At 69.7% G+C, this 17629-nt stretch carries 12 protein-coding genes; 2 read left to right on the top strand and 10 right to left on the bottom strand.

Annotated features, from left to right (window positions below):
• Positions 1 to 27 precede the first annotated feature (27 nt).
• Genes ACWA14_RS02830 through ACWA14_RS02800 form a run of 7 tightly spaced genes read right to left on the bottom strand, consistent with a single transcriptional unit; the run spans position 28 to position 7070 of the window.
• Positions 28 to 723: a potassium channel family protein gene (locus ACWA14_RS02830; protein WP_463795961.1), complete on the bottom strand. Its 696-nt coding sequence runs from the start codon at positions 721 to 723 to the stop codon at positions 28 to 30.
• 38 nt (positions 724 to 761) lie between these two features.
• Entirely contained in the window at positions 762 to 2126 is a 1365-nt protein-coding gene (locus ACWA14_RS02825) for a TrkH family potassium uptake protein (RefSeq protein ID WP_463795960.1), read from the bottom strand.
• 58 nt (positions 2127 to 2184) lie between these two features.
• A complete protein-coding gene (locus ACWA14_RS02820; protein WP_463795959.1) occupies positions 2185 to 2592 on the bottom strand; it encodes an arsenate reductase ArsC in 408 nt (135 codons plus the stop codon).
• A 60-nt stretch (positions 2593 to 2652) separates the two neighbouring features.
• Positions 2653 to 3645, bottom strand: coding sequence for a metalloregulator ArsR/SmtB family transcription factor (locus ACWA14_RS02815; RefSeq protein ID WP_463795958.1), 993 nt, complete (start codon positions 3643 to 3645; stop codon positions 2653 to 2655).
• Positions 3645 to 4739 (bottom strand): ACR3 family arsenite efflux transporter, encoded by a 1095-nt coding sequence (arsB, locus tag ACWA14_RS02810; RefSeq protein WP_463795957.1) that lies wholly within the window; start codon positions 4737 to 4739, stop codon positions 3645 to 3647. The genes ACWA14_RS02815 and arsB overlap by 1 nt, the downstream gene beginning before the upstream one ends.
• Positions 4736 to 5728, bottom strand: a complete 993-nt coding sequence (gene trxB, locus ACWA14_RS02805; protein ID WP_463795956.1) for a thioredoxin-disulfide reductase — start codon at positions 5726 to 5728, stop codon at positions 4736 to 4738. Before trxB ends, arsB begins: the two co-directional genes overlap by 4 nt.
• A 37-nt stretch (positions 5729 to 5765) precedes the next feature.
• Positions 5766 to 7070 (bottom strand): FAD-dependent oxidoreductase, encoded by a 1305-nt coding sequence (locus ACWA14_RS02800; RefSeq protein ID WP_463795955.1) that lies wholly within the window; start codon positions 7068 to 7070, stop codon positions 5766 to 5768.
• A gap of 83 nt (positions 7071 to 7153) precedes the next feature.
• Between ACWA14_RS02800 and ACWA14_RS02795 the strand changes: the two genes are divergently transcribed.
• Positions 7154 to 7498 (top strand): ArsR/SmtB family transcription factor, encoded by a 345-nt coding sequence (locus ACWA14_RS02795; protein ID WP_463795954.1) that lies wholly within the window; start codon positions 7154 to 7156, stop codon positions 7496 to 7498.
• A gap of 18 nt (positions 7499 to 7516) precedes the next feature.
• Here ACWA14_RS02795 and ACWA14_RS02790 read toward each other — a convergent pair whose 3' ends face one another.
• On the bottom strand, positions 7517 to 8476 hold the full coding sequence (locus ACWA14_RS02790) for an arsenic resistance protein (protein WP_463795953.1): 960 nt from the start codon (positions 8474 to 8476) through the stop codon (positions 7517 to 7519).
• Between the two features lie 65 nt (positions 8477 to 8541).
• Between ACWA14_RS02790 and nhaA the strand changes: the two genes are divergently transcribed.
• Complete coding sequence (gene nhaA / locus ACWA14_RS02785; RefSeq protein ID WP_463795952.1) at positions 8542 to 9801, top strand: Na+/H+ antiporter NhaA; 1260 nt, start codon at positions 8542 to 8544, stop codon at positions 9799 to 9801.
• 81 nt (positions 9802 to 9882) lie between these two features.
• Here the strand turns inward: nhaA and ACWA14_RS02780 are convergent, their stop codons facing one another.
• Both ACWA14_RS02780 and ACWA14_RS02775 read right to left on the bottom strand, forming a co-directional pair.
• Positions 9883 to 11970 (bottom strand): DUF7507 domain-containing protein, encoded by a 2088-nt coding sequence (locus ACWA14_RS02780; RefSeq protein WP_463795951.1) that lies wholly within the window; start codon positions 11968 to 11970, stop codon positions 9883 to 9885.
• A gap of 209 nt (positions 11971 to 12179) precedes the next feature.
• Positions 12180 to 17435, bottom strand: a complete 5256-nt coding sequence (locus ACWA14_RS02775; RefSeq protein ID WP_463795950.1) for a DUF7927 domain-containing protein — start codon at positions 17433 to 17435, stop codon at positions 12180 to 12182.
• Between the last annotated feature and the right edge of the window lie 194 nt (positions 17436 to 17629).

Here is a 17629-nt window from a genome sequence, read left to right as displayed (position 1 = left end):
AAGAGGGGCGAAGTCGCCGTTCGCGGGTCAGCGCAACTGTGCGAACCGCTCGACGTTCCTGGTCGGCCCGACCACGAGCACCGTGTCGCCGTCGTGCAACACGGTGGCCGCCTCGGCGTTGCGCCAGTCGCCACCGCCGGAGCGATAGGCCGCGACCGTGATCCCGTGCGTGCTGCGCACCGCTCCCTCCGACAGCGTGACGCCGTGCAGGTGGCTCGGCGCGACCGTCTTCACCATCGCGTAGCCGGGATCGATCTCGAGGTAGTCCGCGGCGGCACCCCGCACGAGATGCGCGACACGGCGCCCCATGTCCTTCTCGGGGTAGATCACGCGGTGCACGCCGAGCTGCTCGAGGACCGCGCCGTGCTGCTCGTCGACCGCCTTGGCCCAGATGACCGGGACCTTCAGCTGGAGCAGGAGCGAGGCCGTGAGGATGGATGCCGTGATGTCGTTGCCGATGGCGACGACGACACGGTCGAACTCCCCCACCGCGAGCTGCTGCAGCACGTCGAGGCGCGTCGAATCCGCTCGGACGACCTGCGTGAGCTCGCCGTTGAGCGACTGCACGATGTCTTCATCCGAATCGATGCCCAGCACCTCCGTGCCCGAGGCGATCAGCTCGAGCGCGAGCGAGGTGCCGAATCGTCCGAGGCCGATCACCGCGACGGAGTCGGCCTCCGCGATGCGTCGGGCGTCCTGTGCGAAGGAGAGGAACTTGGCCATGGGTGGTCCTTTCGAGGGACGGTCGGGACGGAGATCGATCAGCCGATCGCCGGACGCTCTTTGGGCAGCTCGTACGCCGTCTGGCGCTCGCGAAGCGCGAGAGCCGATCCCAGGGTCAGCGGCCCGAGGCGCCCGAGGAACATCAGCAGCACCAGGATCAGTTGGGCCGCCGCGGGGAGCCCGGCCGTGATCCCGGTGGACATCCCGACGGTGCCGAACGCGGACACGACTTCGAAGAGCACCTGGTCGAGATCGAGGTCGGTCATGGCGAGGATGGCGACGACTCCCGACATGACCGCGGCGAGTGCGACGATGACGACCGTGATCGCCTCACGGTGCACCGCGCGCGAGAGCCGCTTGCCGAACACGTTCACGGCGACGCCGCCGCGCAGCTCGGTCCACATGATGAAGAACAGCACCGCGAAGGTGGTGACCTTGATGCCGCCGGCCGTGCCGGCGGGGCCGCCTCCGATGAACATCAGGACATCGGTGACGAGCCACGTCTCGTCGTGCATCTGGGCGACATCGACGGAGTTGAACCCCGCCGTCCGGGACTGCACGGAATGGAAGAATCCGGCGAGCACGCGGGACGCGGGGTCGAGCGCGCCCAGGGTTCCCTGGTTATCCCACTCGACCACGACCACGAACACCGTCCCGAGGGCGAGCAGCGCGAGCGTGGCCACGAGCACGATCCGGGTGTTCATGGACCAGTGCAGCGGCCGCCGGAACTCCTTGCGCAGCTGCCGGAGCACGGGGAATCCCAGCCCGCCCAGGATGATCGCCGCGCACACCGGGATGCACACCCACGGGTCCGACACGAAGCCCATCAGGCTGTCGGTGTACAGCGCGAAGCCGGCGTTGTTGAAGGACGAGACGGAGTGGAACACCGCATGCCACGCCGCCCGCCCCGGGTCGTACCCGTAGCCGGTGAGGAAACGGACGAACAGCAGCACCGCGACGACCACCTCGATCGCGAGCGTGGTGATCAGGATGCCCGTGGCCGTGCGCTTCATGTCGCCGACACCGGCGGACTTGGTCTCGGTGCCCGCGAACATGCGCGACCGCACGCTGAGTCGCCGCGCCAGGGCGAAGCCGACCAGCGCCGCGAACAGCATGATCCCCAGTCCGCCGACCTGGATCAGCAGGAGGATCACGAGCTTCCCGAAGGGACTCCAGTACGTCGCCGTGTCGACCACGACCAGTCCGGTCACGCACACCGCCGAGGTGGAGGTGAAGAGCGCCTCCACGAAGCCCGTCCACCCGCCGTGCCGCGACGAGAGCGGCAGCATCAGCAGCACCGTGCCGATCAGGATCGCCGTGCCGAAACCGGCGGCGATGGCCTGCGCGGGAGCGAACCCGCGCCGCCGCGACAGACGTCGCGCAGGGGCGGAGAGGATCGACACGAGACCTGAGGCTACTCCCTCCGGCGACAGGTCTCATCACCGGATGACGCCGGTGGTGTCAGACGAGCTCGCTCACCAGCTGCTCGATGCGCGCGCGGATGTCGTCGCGGATCGGGCGGACCGCGTCGATGCCCTGGCCGGCCGGGTCGTCGAGCTTCCAGTCCTCGTAGCGCTTGCCGGGGAAGAACGGGCACGCGTCGCCGCAGCCCATCGTGATCACGACGTCCGAGGCCTGCACGGCCTCGGTCGTGAGCACCTTGGGCTGCTCGGCGGTGATGTCGATCCCGAGTTCCGCCATGGCCTCCACCGCGGTCGGGTTGATCTGGTCGGCGGGCATCGATCCGGCCGACCGGACCTCGACGCGGTCGCCCGCGATGTCGCGGAGGAACCCGGCGGCCATCTGGGAGCGTCCGGCGTTGTGCACGCAGACGAAGAGAACGGAGGGCTTGGTGGTCGTATCGGTCATGGGAACTCCTGATTCGATGTCTGGTCGAGGGTGGTCGGGTCGGGTCGGGGAAGCCCGGGCTCAGGGCAGGAGGTCGTCGACGAGCACGCGCACGCGGGCGGCGATGTCGTCGCGGATGGCCTCGACGCCTGCGCGCGAGGCGAGGGCGGGATCGCCGACCGCCCAGTCGTCGTAGCGCACACCGGGGATGATCGGGCAGACATCGCCGCAGCCCATCGTGATGACGACGTCGGCGGCGCGCACGGCGTCGTCGGTCAGCGGCTTCGGGAAGCGCTCCGCGGCGGCGTCGCCCTCGATCTCCGCGAGCAGCGATCGCACGTGGGGGTGGATGACATCGGCCGGGCTCGACCCTGCGGAGCGCGCGGTCACCCGACCGCCGGCGAGGTGGTTGACGAGTGCGGCAGCGAGCTGCGAGCGGCCGGCATTGGCCACGCAGACGAACAGGACCTGGGGCACCGAGGCGTCATGGTCGCGAGTGAGGTCGCTGAGGCGCTGACGCGCGAAGCGCTCCGTGAGCGGCACGAGCGCCGAGGTCACCCGCGCGGTGCGGGCGAGCGCCGTGTACGACTCGCGCACGATCGAGAGCACGACATCCGGGTCGAGCGAGGAGACCTCCGCGGCGAGCTCCTCCGCCAGACGGGTGATCCGCGCATCGAAGTCCGGACGGAGTCCCTCCTCCGGCTGGTCGCTCCAGGGCTCGGCGACCGTCGCCGGGGCGAAGGAGTCGAGGAGCGCCGTGACCGCCGCGCGGCGGTTCGGGTTGATGCGGTACCAGACCCAGGTGCCGCGTCGCTCCGCCATCAGCACATCGACGTCCTTCAGCACCTTCAGGTGATGGGAGACCGTGGGCTGGGAGACCTCGGCCAGCTCGGCGAGATCGCAGACGCACGACTCGCCGCGCGGATCCGAGGCGATCGCCGACAGCATCCGGAGCCGCAGCGGATCCGACAGCGCCTTGAGCGTGGACGCCACCGAAGACGCGGCCTCGACGCCGATGGCGTGGGTCGTGACGGGATTGCAGGTGTCACCCTGTGTGGTCGGTGCGGCGTTCATCACGGCATCCTCTCAGCGGTGTACGGGTCGGTGTGGAACCAGCGTCGGGCGGCCCAGAGCGAGACGTAGACGAGTCCGACCAGGACGGGAACCTCGATCAGCGGGCCCACCACCCCGGCGAGAGCCTGACCCGATGCCGCGCCGAAGGTGCCGATGGCCACCGCGATCGCGAGTTCGAAGTTGTTCCCCGCCGCGGTGAAGGCCAGGGTCGACGATCGCGCGTAGCCGAGCCCCAGCGCCTTGCCGGTGAAGAGCCCGATGAACCACATCACGAAGAAGTACACCAGAAGAGGGACGGCGATGCGCGCGACGTCCCACGGACGGCTCGTCACCTGCTCTCCCTGCAGCGCGAACAGCAGGACGATCGTGAACAGCAGACCGTAGAGCGCCCACGGACCGATTCGGGGGAGGAAGCTCTCCTCGTACCAGTCGCGGCCGCGGGCGCGCTCGCCGATGAACCGGGAGGCGAAACCCGCGACGAGGGGGATCCCGAGGAAGATCAGCACGTTGAGGGCGATCTGCCAGACGGACACGTCGAGACCCTGCGAGTCGAGGCCGATCCACCCGGGGAGCACCGTGAGGTAGAACCAGCCCAGCAACGAGAAGGCGACGACCTGGAAGACCGAGTTGATGGCGACGAGCACGGCCGCGGCCTCCCGGTCGCCGCAGGCGAGATCGTTCCAGATGACGACCATCGCGATGCAGCGCGCGAGGCCGACGATGATCAGGCCGGTGCGGTATTCGGGAAGATCCGGGAGGAACGTCCAGGCGAGGGCGAACATCAGCGCCGGCCCGACGAGCCAGTTGAGCGCCAGCGACGAGAAGAGGAGCTTCCTGTCGCCGGTGACGGCGGCGACCCTGTCGTACCGGACCTTCGCGAGCACCGGGTACATCATCACCAGCAGACCCAGAGCGATCGGCACCGAGATGCCGCCGATCTCGAGCCGTGCCAGGAGTTCGGAGACGGCGGGGATGAAGCGCCCGACGACGATGCCCCCGACCATCGCGAGGCCGATCCAGAGGGGCAGCCAGCGGTCGAGGGTCGAGAGGCGGCGGGCCGTCGGGGCGGCGGCCTGCACGGTGGCGGTGCTCACGCGAAGACCTCCACGGCCGAGGTCAGCGGTTCGGACGCCGACACGGACACGACCTCGGCGAGGGCCGCGAGGTGGTGCTGCGCGTCCTGCGCGGCGGCGCATCCGGTCCCCGCGGCGGTGATGGCCTGCCGATACGTGTGGTCGACGAGATCGCCGGCCGCGAAGACCCCCGGCACGCTCGTACGGGTGGAGGGGTGGTCGACGAGCACGTAGCCCTCGGCATCGGTGTCGACGAGGCCCGCCACGATCTCGGAGCGCGGGTCGTGGCCGATCGCCACGAACACGCCCGTGGCGGGGAGCTGCCGCTCGACCCCGGACACGGTGTCGCGCAGTGTGACGGCTTCGAGCTTCTCGGCGCCGACGAGGCCCGCGACCTCGCTGTTCCAGGCGACCTCGATCTTCGGGTGGGCGAGCACGCGCTCCGCCATGATCTTCGAGGCGCGGAACTCGTCCCGACGGTGCACGACGGTGACCTTCGATGCGAACCGGGTGAGGAAGAGCGCCTCCTCCATCGCGGAGTCGCCCCCTCCGACGACGACGATCTCCTGCTCGCGGAAGAAGAACCCGTCGCAGGTGGCGCACCACGACACGCCCCGCCCGGTGAGCCGGTCCTCGTCGGACAGTCCGAGCTTGCGATAGGCGGATCCCATGGTGAGGATCACAGCGCGGGCCCGGAACGTCTCACCCGCCCCGGTCTCGATCGTCTTGATCGCGCCCTCGAGGTCGACGCGGACGGCGTCGTCCAACAGGATGCGCGCGCCGAAGCGCTCGGCCTGAGCGCGCATCGACTCCATCAGTTCCGGCCCCTGCACGCCGTCGACGAAGCCGGGGAAGTTCTCGACCTCGGTCGTCGTCATCAGAGCGCCGCCCGCGGTCACGGAACCGGCGAGGACGACGGGCGCGAGACCGGCGCGCGCGGCGTACACGGCTGCGGTGTATCCCGCGGGACCGGAACCGATGATGACCAGCTCGACATCTTGAATCGACATGTGTCTATATTGACAGATTTCGATCCAAGAGACAAGCTCAGCCCCCGACGGTGACGGGTCGCGCCCCGATCTGCAGCACGGACGGCGCCGCACAGCATCCGGTGGCCGCCTCGTCGAAGTCCCCCGCGCCTCCGCAGACCCCGGTGTCGGGGAGCTCGAGCTCGTTGCGCTGCGAGCCCGCCACGTCGCCGGCGAGATGCGCGGTCACGCTCCGCACCTGCTCGAACCCGGTCAGCGCCAGGAACGTCGGAGCACGGCCGTAGCTCTTGGCCCCGACGATGAAGAAGTCCTGCTCGGGCTGCACGAGCTCGCGCGCGCCCGTCGCCCCGATCGAGCCGCAGGAGTGGATGTTCGGATCGATCTGCGCGGCGATCCCGGCGACCGCCTGGAGCGAGGAGTCGAGGTCGATGCGGATCTCGGACAGGATGCTCGTGTCGGGGCGGAAACCCGTGAGCGCGAACACGTGTGCGACGCCGGAGACCTCGGCGCCGTTCTCCGCGACGATCGTCAGCCCCGCCTCCTCCTGCCGGAACTCCGCCACGCGGAAGCCGGTGACGACCTCGACGACGCCCGATTCGATGACGGAACGCGCCCGCCCGCCCAGCGCCGCCCGCTCGGCGAGCTCGTCGCCCGCTCCCCCGCCGAACACGTTCGCGGTGGTCCCGCGGCGCAGCAGCCAGGTCACACGGGTCCCCGGCACCCGGCGCGCGATCTCGCTGAGCCGCAGGACGGCGTGCGTGGCGGAGTGACCCGCGCCGATGACCACGAGGTGCCGACCGCCGCACGGGGACACGTCATCGGGGATGCGGTACGAGATCCGGGAGGCCGCCGCCGCCTCCCCCTGGGCGGGGAGCCCGTCCGCGCCGGCGGGGTTCGGGTGCATCCAGGTGCCGCTGGCATCGATCACGGCACGCGCGGCGATCCGTCCTTCCTGCCCGTCGCGGTCGAGCGTGTGCACCAGGAAGGGCTGGCCCCGGCGACCGCTGTCGACCGTGAGGTCCCGCCCCCGGCGCGCGACGCCGGTGACCGTGGTGGAGAAGCGCACACGCTCGCCCAGCGCCGCGGCGAGCGGCGCGAGGTAGCCGCTGATCCATTCCGCTCCGGTGGGATACCCGGCGGACGGGGCCGCCCATCCGGTCGGCTCGAGCAGGCGCCGCGCCGCGGTGTCCGTCAGTTCCGGCCATCCCGAGAAGAGCCGCACGTGGCCCCACTCGGCCACCGCCGCGGCGGGACCGTCGCCGCGCTCGACCACGATCGTGTCGACGCCCCGCTCGGTCAGATGGGCGGCGGCGGCGAGACCCTGCGGGCCCGCTCCGATGACGACGACAGGAAGCTCGGACATCACATCTCCTCGGATCGAGAAACTTCGATACGATCACCCTGATTCATCTATTGACGATTGTCAATACGTGCCATGATGGGTCCATGACCCTTCCCGTGACCATCGAGGCCGCCACCGCCTGCGGCGTCCCGCGCGTCACCGGCGTGATCACGGCGGACGACGCCGAGCGCGTCGCGCGCGTGTTCAAGGCTCTCGGCGATCCGACGCGCGTGCGACTGCTGTCGCTCATCGCCGCCGCCGAAGGGGGTGAGGCCTGCATCTGCGACCTCACCGCGCCCGTGGGCCTCTCACAGGGAACCGTGTCCCACCACATGAAGCTGCTCACCGAGGCCGGACTGGTCACGCGCGAGCAGCGCGGCAAGTGGGCGTTCTTCACCGTCGCCGCGGGCGCGCTCGACGCCGCGGCCGACGCACTCCGTTCGGTGTGACCCCACCCCACCGCGGGCTCAGCGCGGTCTGACCACGCGTGGGACCAGGGCGACGAGCAGCACCATCGCCAGCAGCTCGACGAGCGTCTGCGTGACCACGATCAGCGGCGTCAGCGCGGAGGCCGGTGGCAGCGCGAGGGCGATCGGGAGCACCACGAGCGAGTTCCTCGTCACGCCGCTGAACGCGAGTGCCCGCGTGCCCGCGACGTCGAGCCGCAGCGCCCGTCCGAGCGCGACGCCGATGGGCGCGAGCACGACGACGAAGACGATGAAGAGGGGGATCGCGATGAGCACCTCCGCGGCCGCTCGGCCGACGGCCGCGATCTGCGAGGCGACGACGACCGCGAGGGTCAGCATCATCAACGGCACCATGCCCGCCGCCATCAGCGACTCCGCAGCCCGCGCCGCACGCACGCGGCGTGACAGGACCTGCGTGATCACCGCGAGCGCGAGCGGAGCGACGATGAGCGCCAGGAACGCCTCCAGGAACGGTCGCACCTCGAAGGAGTCCCGCACGCCGGGACCGGCCATGAGCCACAGGAAGAGGGGCAGGAGCAGGATCTGAGCGACCATCAGCACCGGCGTCACCGCCAGAAGCCGCTCGCGCGCACCGCCCGCGAGACCGGCGAACACGATCACGTAGTCGACGCAGGGCGTGAGCAGCACCAGGAGCACCCCCACCAGCACGGCCTGCTGATCCGCGACGAACCGGCTGAGCGCGAAGACCACCAGCGGCACCACGACGAAGTTCAGCCCGAGCACGGCGACGAGGAACCGTCCGTCTCTTGCCGCCCCCGCGATCGCGCGAAACGGCACGGCGAGGAACGTCGCGTACAGCAGCCCCGCCAGCACGGGCGTGATGCCGACCTCGAGCCGGGAGGCTCCCGGGAGCAGGATCCCGACCAGGACGCCGACGAGGATCGCCGCGAGATACAGCAGCACCTGCCGCCGATCCCACCACGCCACGATGTTCGCCATGGGGCCAGCATGGCGGGATCGGAGACGGATCCGCGAATCGGAATGACGACGGATAGGGTGGTCGGATGCCTTCTCTGCCCATCGCCCCGCACGAACTCTGGCGGGGTATCCGCTCGAATGCTCGCAGCGATGTGCTCGGCGGGGCCCTGCTGCTCGGGGCCACCGTGCTCGCGCTCCTGCTCGCCAACAGCCCCGCGGCTCCCTGGTACGAATCCGTGCGCGATTTCACGTTCGGCATCCCCGCCCTGCACCTCGACCTCAGCGTCGGCACCTGGGCGGCCGACGGGCTGCTCGCGATCTTCTTCTTCGTCGTGGGTCTCGAGCTCAAGGAGGAGTTCGTCACCGGGCGGCTGCGCGACCCGCGGCAGGCCATCCTGCCGATCGCCGCGGCGGCGGGCGGCGTGGCGGTGCCCGCCCTCATCTTCGTCCTGGTGAATCTGAACAACGGAGCGGATGCGCTGCGCGGATGGGCGATCCCCGCCGCGACCGACATCGCCTTCGCCGTGGCGGTGATCGCTGTGGTCGGCAAGTTCCTCCCCCCGGCTCTCCGGGTGTTCCTCCTGACGCTCGCCATCATCGACGACCTCATCGCGATCACGATCATCGCAACGTTCTACACCGAGACGATCCAGTTCCCCTGGCTCATCCTCGCGCTGCTGCCGCTGGCCGGTTTCGCGTTCCTGGTGCAGAAGGGCGTGCGCGCCTGGTGGATCCTGATCCCGCTCGCCGTCGCGGTCTGGGTCTGCATCCACTCCGCCGGTGTCCACGCGACCGTCGCCGGAGTCCTGCTCGGCTTCGTCGTGCCGGTCATCCCCACCGAGCGCGCACGGGTGCGCGCCGGGGAAGACGCGCAGGGAACACCGCTGTACGACGGCATGGCGCCGCACTTCGCCGACCGTTGGGGCGTCGTCGCGACGCTGTTCGCCGTCCCCGTCTTCGCCTTCTTCGCCGCAGGTGTGACGGTCGGCGGTGTCGAGGGGCTCACCTCCGCCCTGGCCGACCCGATCACGATCGGCATCATGCTCGGTCTCGTGGCCGGCAAGCCCATCGGCATCCTCGCCACCACCTTCCTGCTCACCCGGCTGCCGGGCCTGCGGCTGGACAAGACGCTCGCCTGGGCCGACCTCACGGGCATGGCCTTCCTCGCCGGCATCGGCTTCACCGTGTCGCTGCTGGTCGGCGAACTCGCGTACGGGGCGAGTTCGGTCGCCGACGAGCACGTGAAGATCGGCGTCCTGCTGGGTTCTCTCATCGCGGCGCTCATCGGCGGCGTGATGCTGGGCATCCGGAACGCCCGCGCCCGGGCGGCCACGCTCAGCCGCTGAGCGCCCCGCCGACCATCGCCGCGATCGCCGACGGGATCGTCTGGCTCATCGACGACGCCGCGAGGGGCCCCGCACCTCCCTTCATCGTCGGGGGAGGCGCGATCCGGACCTCACCGAGAGCGCCCCGCCGATGACGATCAGCAGCGCCGCGGCGAGCAGCGCGAACCACATCGGCGCCGACCCCGTGGTGGCGAGCCCCGAGGGCACCGGCACCGCGGGGGGAGCGACAGAGGGCACGCTCACGGTCGACGGTGGCGATTCGACCGGCGTACCGGAGGGGGGAACGCCCGTCGCCGTGGCCGCGTTCACGAGCCGGTCCTCCTCCAGATCGGCGCGGGTGACGACATACGTCGCCGTGAACGTGGCCGATGCCCCCGGCGCGAGCGACTCGACGGAGGCCGGCGTGGTCGGACCGAGCTTCCCCGAGCCGGTGAACGCGCCCTCCTCGACGACGACATCCGTCAGGGTCGTGCTCCCCGTGTTCGTCACGAGGAACGAGTACGTCAGTTCCTCACCGACGGTGGCGATGCTCGGGCGATCGGCCGACTTCACCACGGTCAGTCCCGGCGCGGGGATCGACGGGATCTCGACCGTCGACGGCGGCGACACGAGGGGAGGACCGGTCGGCGGGACCCCTGTCGAGGTGGCCGTGTTCACCGTGGTGCCGCGGTCGATATCGGCCTGCGTCATCGTGTACGTCGCGGTGAACGTCGTCGACGCCCCCGGCGCGAGCGAGGCGACCGCGGAAGGAGTGATCGCCCCCAGCTCACCCGAGCCGGTGAACGCGCCCTCATCGATCGCGACGTCCGTCAGCGTGGTCCTGCCCGTGTTCGTCACGAGGAACGAGTACGTCACCTCGTCACCGACCCCGGCGGTCTGCCCGCCGTCCGGCGCGACGGACTTCACCAGGGCGAGGTCCGAGATCGGGTGCGTGGTGCACGCCGAAGAGGCCGGCTCACAGGTGGTCGGCGGGGTCGTTCCCGTCGGCACGACGTGGTTCGTGAGCTGATGGTCGCCGGTCGCGGGATCGGCGATGCGCACCGCGTACGTGATGGTGGACTGCTCCCCCGCCGGGATGATGCCGCTCACGCGGAATCCGCCCCCGGTGATCAGGTCGATCGTGAGGTCTGTGCCGGCGGACACGATCGGCTCGCTCGCGAGCGTCGCGTCGTCGAGGACGCCGGCGAGGTCGTCCGTGTGGTCCACCTCGGCCGGAGCCGTGCCGTTCGCGTTGGACAGGGTCACCGTGTACGTGACCGTCTGGCCGAGTGCCACCGCCGTCCCACTCGCCGGATCGGCGGACTTCGCGATCGTGAGCTCGGAACACAAGCCGCTGTCCTGCTGCGACGTCGCCCCGTAGAAGGGCAGCCCCGTCGACGCGATCGTCGTGATGGCGGCCGGCTCCGTCGACGCGGTCGTCGGGACCGTCGAGATCTCGTGGATGTCCCCGCCCGATCCCGCCAGGTAGATGCGCCCGCCGCTCTGCGCGGCGCCGAAGACCTCGGGGATCGTGCCGACCTGCGTCAGGGAGAAGTCGGGGGCGATACGGAAGAGCGCGTCGCTCGTGGGTCCGTCCCCGACGGCGAGGATGTCACCGTCGGGGAGAGAGAGGAAGTCTCCCGAGGAGCCGAAGCCCGCCGGAAACGACGCCGGGTACGGCGTGGCGTCTCCGGTGGCAGGGTCGATCCGGTGGATCTGCTGCGCCGTGGCCCCTCCCATCCGGGCCGCGCCGGTGAGGAGAGAGCCGTCGGCCAGGGCGGTCAGCGCGTTGACGTAGTAGTTGGCGGTCGGAAGGCCCGTCACCGGGATCGCCGCTGTCTCCGCGCCGGTCGCCAGGTCGATCGTGTACAGGACCGGCGGCGCGCCGGGGAAGATTCCGTACAGAGTGAGCCCGTCGGACGAGAAGGCGATGTCCGTGTACGAGCGCACCGTCGGGATGCTCGATACGAGTTCTCCGGTCGTGGTGTAGCGATCGATCTGATCGACCGCCCCACCGGTGTTCGCGTAGATGACTCCCGGCGGGCAGATCGGCATGGCCTGCGCCGTCTGCGCGGGACCGGACACGGTCAGGATCGCTGCGAATGACGCGAACAGCGCGAGAAGCGCACCCCGGCGCTTCCGTCGCTGATCGTTCGGATGTGCACCCACGGCACGCGCACTGCTGTTCATTTTTCCTTCCCTGGCGGACGAAGCGGGTGATTCGTCTGCCGAGGCTTCCCCACGCGCGCGTGAGTCGATGAAGCGCTCTTTCATCAAACGATTGTGGCTTCAACACTCGTGCACGGTCGGCGGAGATCCGCGTCAGGGAGCGAACTTCCCCCGATTGTGGGGGCCTTCTCGCGCGATGCCTGTGCGATCGAGCACTCTCGCGAGGGCGCTCACAGATCGAGGAAATCGACCGCGTTCTCCTGCCGGCGCCGCGCGGCGAACCACAGGCCGAAGGCGATGAGCAGCGCGCCGACGAGACCGCCACCGATCCACACCGCACCTCCCGTGATCGCGAGCCCCGGGGGCAGCACGGTCGTCGACGTGATGCACTCCGGTGCGGGCGCGTCGTCCGGGCAGCTCGCGCCGGACTCGTCGGGAGTGACCACCACGTTGCGCAGCTGTCCGACCTCGCGAAGCGTGACGGAGTAGGTGATCACGATCGTCTCGCCGATGTCCAGCGCTCCCTGCCAGGAAAGCGTCGGCCGGTCGTAGACCGCGCCGTTCGTCGCGTCCTGGTTGTAGGACGCGATCGCGAGCGCCGGGGTGAGATCGTCGGTGAACGACGCCGGCGCGTCATCCGTATACGCCACCCGGCCTGTGTTGGTGACCGTGATCGTGTAGGTGAGGCGGTCGCCGACCACCGCCCTGTCGTTGGAGACCGTCTTGCTCACCGCGTACGTCGCGACCCGCGTCTCGGCGACGCAATCGTCGTCGTCGGCGCAGACACCGCCGCGGCCGTCGGGGTCCACCGTGTTGCGCAGGACGAGGTCACCGGTCGCCGGTTGATCCACCGTGACGGAGTAGGTGACCGTGATCGACGCGCCGATGTCGAGCGCCCCCGACCAGGTCAGGGTCGATCCGGAGAGCGTCGCGCCGTTCGAGGCATCGCCGTTGTAGGTCGCGTCATCCAGCACCGCGGACAAGTCGTCGGAGAACGATGCCGGGTCGCCGTCGAGGTACGCGACCTCGCCGGTGTTGGTGACCGTGATCCAGTACGTCACGACACCCCCGAGCACGGCACTGTCCGCATCACTGCCCTTCACCACGCGGTACGACCCGATCGGCGTGTCGGTGACGCACCCGATCTCTCCGCATTCCCCGCCGGGCGCAGAGGGCATGACCAGGTTCCGCAGCGCGAAGTCTCCCGTCACCGAAGCGTCGACCGTCACGGAGTAGCTGACCGTCACGACCTCGCCGACATCGAGCGGCCCGGACCAGGTGAGCGTCGCGCCGGAGACCGATCCGCCGAGCCCGACGTCTCCGTTGTACGCGGCGTCGTCCAGCACGCGAGAGAGGTCATCCGTGAACGATGCGGGCTCGTCCGCGGTGTAGGCGACTTCTCCCGTGTTCGTCACCGTGATCGTGTAGCCGACGACATCGCCGGGCAGCGCCGTTGCCGCGCTCGCCTGCTTCTCCACGGTGAACGAGCCGGACAGGACGTCGACGACGCAGGCGGGATCCGTTGCTCCCGGTGCACAGTTGCCGCCGGCCCCCGGCGGCGTCTCGACGAGGTTCACGAGGCTCCGGTCACCCGTCGCCGGATCGTTCACCGTCACCGAGTAGGTGATCGTGGCGGTCTCGCCGATCGCGAGGGGGCCCGTCCACGACAGGCGAGGAGCCTCGTAGGTGGTTCTCCCCCCACCGCTGCTGGCGGCATCGCCGTTGTAGGTGGCGTCATCGATGACCTCGGACATGTCGTCGGAGAACACGGCCGGGAGGGCGTCGGTGTAGGCCACCTGACCGGTGTTCGTCACGGTGACGGTGTACACGATCGTGTCACCGGGGGTGACACCGGTGCTGTCGGCGGACTTGACGACCCGGAAGGAGCCGACCGGAGTCTCGGTCCGGCACTCGCCCCCGCAGGAGCCACCGGGGCCGTCCGCGGTCACGACGTTGCGAAGCACGAAATCGCCCGTGATCGGATCGCCGACCGTCACGGAGTAGGTGATCTCGACGAATTCCCCGGCGAGGAGAGCTCCCGACCACTCCAGAGTGCTGCCTCCGACCATCGCCCCCGCGGAGGCGTCCTCGTTGTAGACGGCGTCATCGAGCACGCCCGACAGATCGTCGGAGAACGATGCGGGCTCCGCATCCGTGTAATCGACCTGGCCGGTGTTCGTCACCGTGATCGTGTATCTGATGACCTCGCCCGGCAGCGCCGTCCGGGCATCCGCGGATTTGGCGACAGTGAACGAGGACACCGGCGTCTCCACGCTGCAACCGTCATCGGCGTCGCACACGCCGCCCGGCGACGTCGGCACGACTGCATTGCGGAGGACTCCGTCTCCGGTGCGCGGGTCGTTGACCGTGACGGAGTACGTGATCGCCACCGAGTCTCCGGGTGCGAGGGGCCCGGCCCAGGTGAGCCGACCGCCGCTCACCGTTCCGCCGGCGCTCACATCGCCGTTGTACGTCGCATCGTCGAGAACCCCCGAGAGGTCGTCGGCGAAGGTCGCAGCCGCGGCGTCGGTGAGATCGACCTGGCCGGTGTTCGTCACCGTCACGGTGTACGTCACCACATCGCCGGGGGCCGCGTTCTCGACATCCGCCGCCTTGGACACGGAGTACCCCTGGATCGGGGTCGCCGTGCACTGCGCGGTCGCCGGATCGCACGTCTCGGCAGGCGTCGTGCCGGGCGCGACCAGGTAGTTGCTCGCGCGACTGTCGCCCCGGTCGGCCGCCGGCTTCACCGTGACCGTGTAGCGGATCTGGGCCGTCTGGCCGGCCGGCAGCGTTCCACGCAGGGCGAGGATGTCATCCGTGGGTCCGTCGACGGTCACCGACGCGGTGTCGGATTCGGGCGCCGCGTTCAGCGTCGCGTCGTCGAGGACGTCGGTGAGGTCGTCGTCGCGGTCGACATCGACCTCGGTGGCGCCGGTGTTGACCACTGTGACCGTGTAGGTGAGCTCGGTGCCCGCCGTGACCGGGGATTCGGATGCATCGACCGTCTTCGTGTACGTCACCCCGGAGATCGGGTTGCGGGTGCAGTCGGGCAGGTCCGGGTCGGCGGGATCGCACTCCGGGTCTGCCGGTGGCGTCTCGCCCGGCGCCAGGAGGAAGTTCGAGGCGATGCTGTCTCCACGATCCGCGTCAGGCCGCACGGTCACGGTGTAGCGGACGGTGTACAGCGCGCCGGCGGGGATGGAGCCGGTGATGACGATCCGCTCACCGTCGCGCACGATCGTGAGTCCGTCAGCGGAGGTCGGCTCGACGGTCACCTCCGCGTCGTCGAGGACGTGGGTGAGATCGTCGACGGCATCCAGGTCTGCGGGCGCCTGTCCGTCATTCTCGAAGGAGAGCGTGTACGTGATCGTGGACCCGGCCACGAGGGGACTCGATGACGGATCGGCGGTCTTCCCCTGGCGCAGGCCCGCGCCCGGCGTGGTGACACTCGCACAGGGTGCGGCGCCGGGCGCGGCCAGATCGTCGGGCACGCAGGCGCGGTTCGTCAGCGTCGTGTCGCCGTCGGCGGTGTAGGTGACGGAGTAGCTGATCGTCGCCGTCTCCCCCGCGGCGAGCGGTCCGCTCCAGGAGATCGTGCTGCCGCTGCGGTCGACCGTGCCGACGGTCGCCGTGAGCGATCCATCGTCGAACGTCGCGTCGTCGAGGACGTCGCTCAGATCATCACCGGCCGTCGCCGGAGCGGTGGACGTGTAGTCGCCGGGGCCGTCGTTGGTCACCACGATCGTGTAGACGACCTGGTCACCGACAGCAGGCAGGGTCGCCTGATCGGCGGACTTCTCCACCGACAGTCGCGGGAGCGGCTGGCTGGTGGTCGCGCACGGCTCGCCCGAGACCGGGTCGGCGCCATCGACGGGTGCGGCACAGGCCGGGGCTGCAGGATCGGCGGGGTCGTCCGGGATCCACGAGACGTTGCGCAGCGACCCGTCTCCTGCGGACCCGAGGGTGACGCTGTAGGTCAGGGAGACGGAGTCGCCCGCGACGAGGGCGCCGGACCAGGAGAGCAGCGGCGAGGCGAACGACGGCTCCGCCCCGATCGACGCTTCCGCGTCGTCGTTGAAGGTCGCGTCGTCGAGGACGCCGGAGAGGTCGTCGAAGACGACGGCGGGATTCGACGCGGTGTAGTCCTGGTTTCCCGTGTTCGTCGCGGTGACGGTGTACTCGACCACATCGCCCGGCCGCGAGTCCGCCGTCGCGGTCGAGGTCTTCTCGATCGTGAGCTCCGGCTCGCTGAAGAACTCGACGGTGGCACACTGCGGCAGGTTCATGCCGACGACGTTCGAGATGTTCGCCGCGCAGTTCTGATACCTCGCGGGCGACGGCTGGGAAGGGGTGGGGCTGCTGGAGGTCACGTCGACGGTGATCGTGCACGATCTCTGCCCCACGGCGAGGACGCCGTTCGTGATCGCGATGGTGCCCGACCCGGCGGACGTCGCGCGGTTCGCGACACACGATCCGCCGAGATTCGGTGTGGGAGCGACGACGAGCCCGGCCGGGAGATCGTCGGTGAAGGCCCATCCGCTCTTCGCGGCGAGCTCGCTCGTGTTGGTCACCGTCAAGGTCAGCGTCGACACCCCGCCCACGGGAACGGACGTCGGAGCGAACGACTTGTCGAGCTGCGGGGTCACGTCGAGGACGCGGATGTTGTCGAAGGCGTGATCGTTTCCGTTGGTCTGCGCCTGCTCGTTGCGCATGACGATCCCGAACGTGGTTCCCGTCATGAGCATCGAACCGTTCGCGGCGAAGGTGCCGGAGCGGACCGTGATCCCGTCGATCGTGCGCGTCGTTCCCTGCGGCGACGTGCACGGGTTGATCGCGGATGACGACACGGCCTGCTCGACGTTGTTCGCGTCCTTGAGGTAGAACCTCAGCAGCGGCTGGGCCAGATTGCACGCCTGAGCGGCGGCGTCCACCGAGAAGGTGACGAAGCGATTGGACACGGGAAGACTCAGGTTGGCGTTGGTGGCGAACTCGCGCTGGTTGTTCGGGACCACGGTGCCGTCCTGCGAGAACAGATCATTGTTCGCGAATCCGGAGCTGTTGCTCGAGACCGCGCGGTTCGATGCAGGAGTCTGCGGAGAGCTCAGGTACCCGAGAGCACTGGCCATCGCCCGGACAGCCACCCAGTTGGTGCTGCGGTTGTTGCAGTACCCGGTCGGCTGCGCCGCATCGCCGTAGGCGAGGATGAAGCCGTTGCAGCGCATGGCGCGCAGCCAGTAGGAGTCAGCCCCGTAGGTCGCGCCGCTCTCGCCGACGTAGGTCTCGATCTCCTGCACACCCGTGCCGTTCTCGAAATCCTCGAGATACACCTCGACCGGAGCGGATGGTGTTCCCGGCGTTCCCGGCGCCGCGACGGCGGAGTCCTCGACGGAGGGCGTCAGCACCCCGACGGCGACCAGCAGGCTGGCCGTGATCACGGCGACGGTGAGCGCCGCGCCGCGTCGGACGAACTGAGCACGGACCATCTGATGCCTCCCCGGGAGCCGGGCCGGAATCCTCCGACCTCCACTCGATACGACTGGTGCTTCGCGGTCTGTCCGCGAACGCGTGCCGACCGGTCCACTCGTATCGGATGCCAGAGGCGTTTCACCGCCCTGTCCCCAGCCAGGCGGGCCCACACTATTGCGGTCCTCGAGGATGTCGCACATTCCGGGTGCCG

Source organism: Microbacterium sp. TW_SC_2 (genome assembly GCF_055361165.1).
The sequence above is the reverse complement of the archived record's forward strand: the minus strand, read 5'-3'. Positions and strand labels throughout refer to the sequence as shown.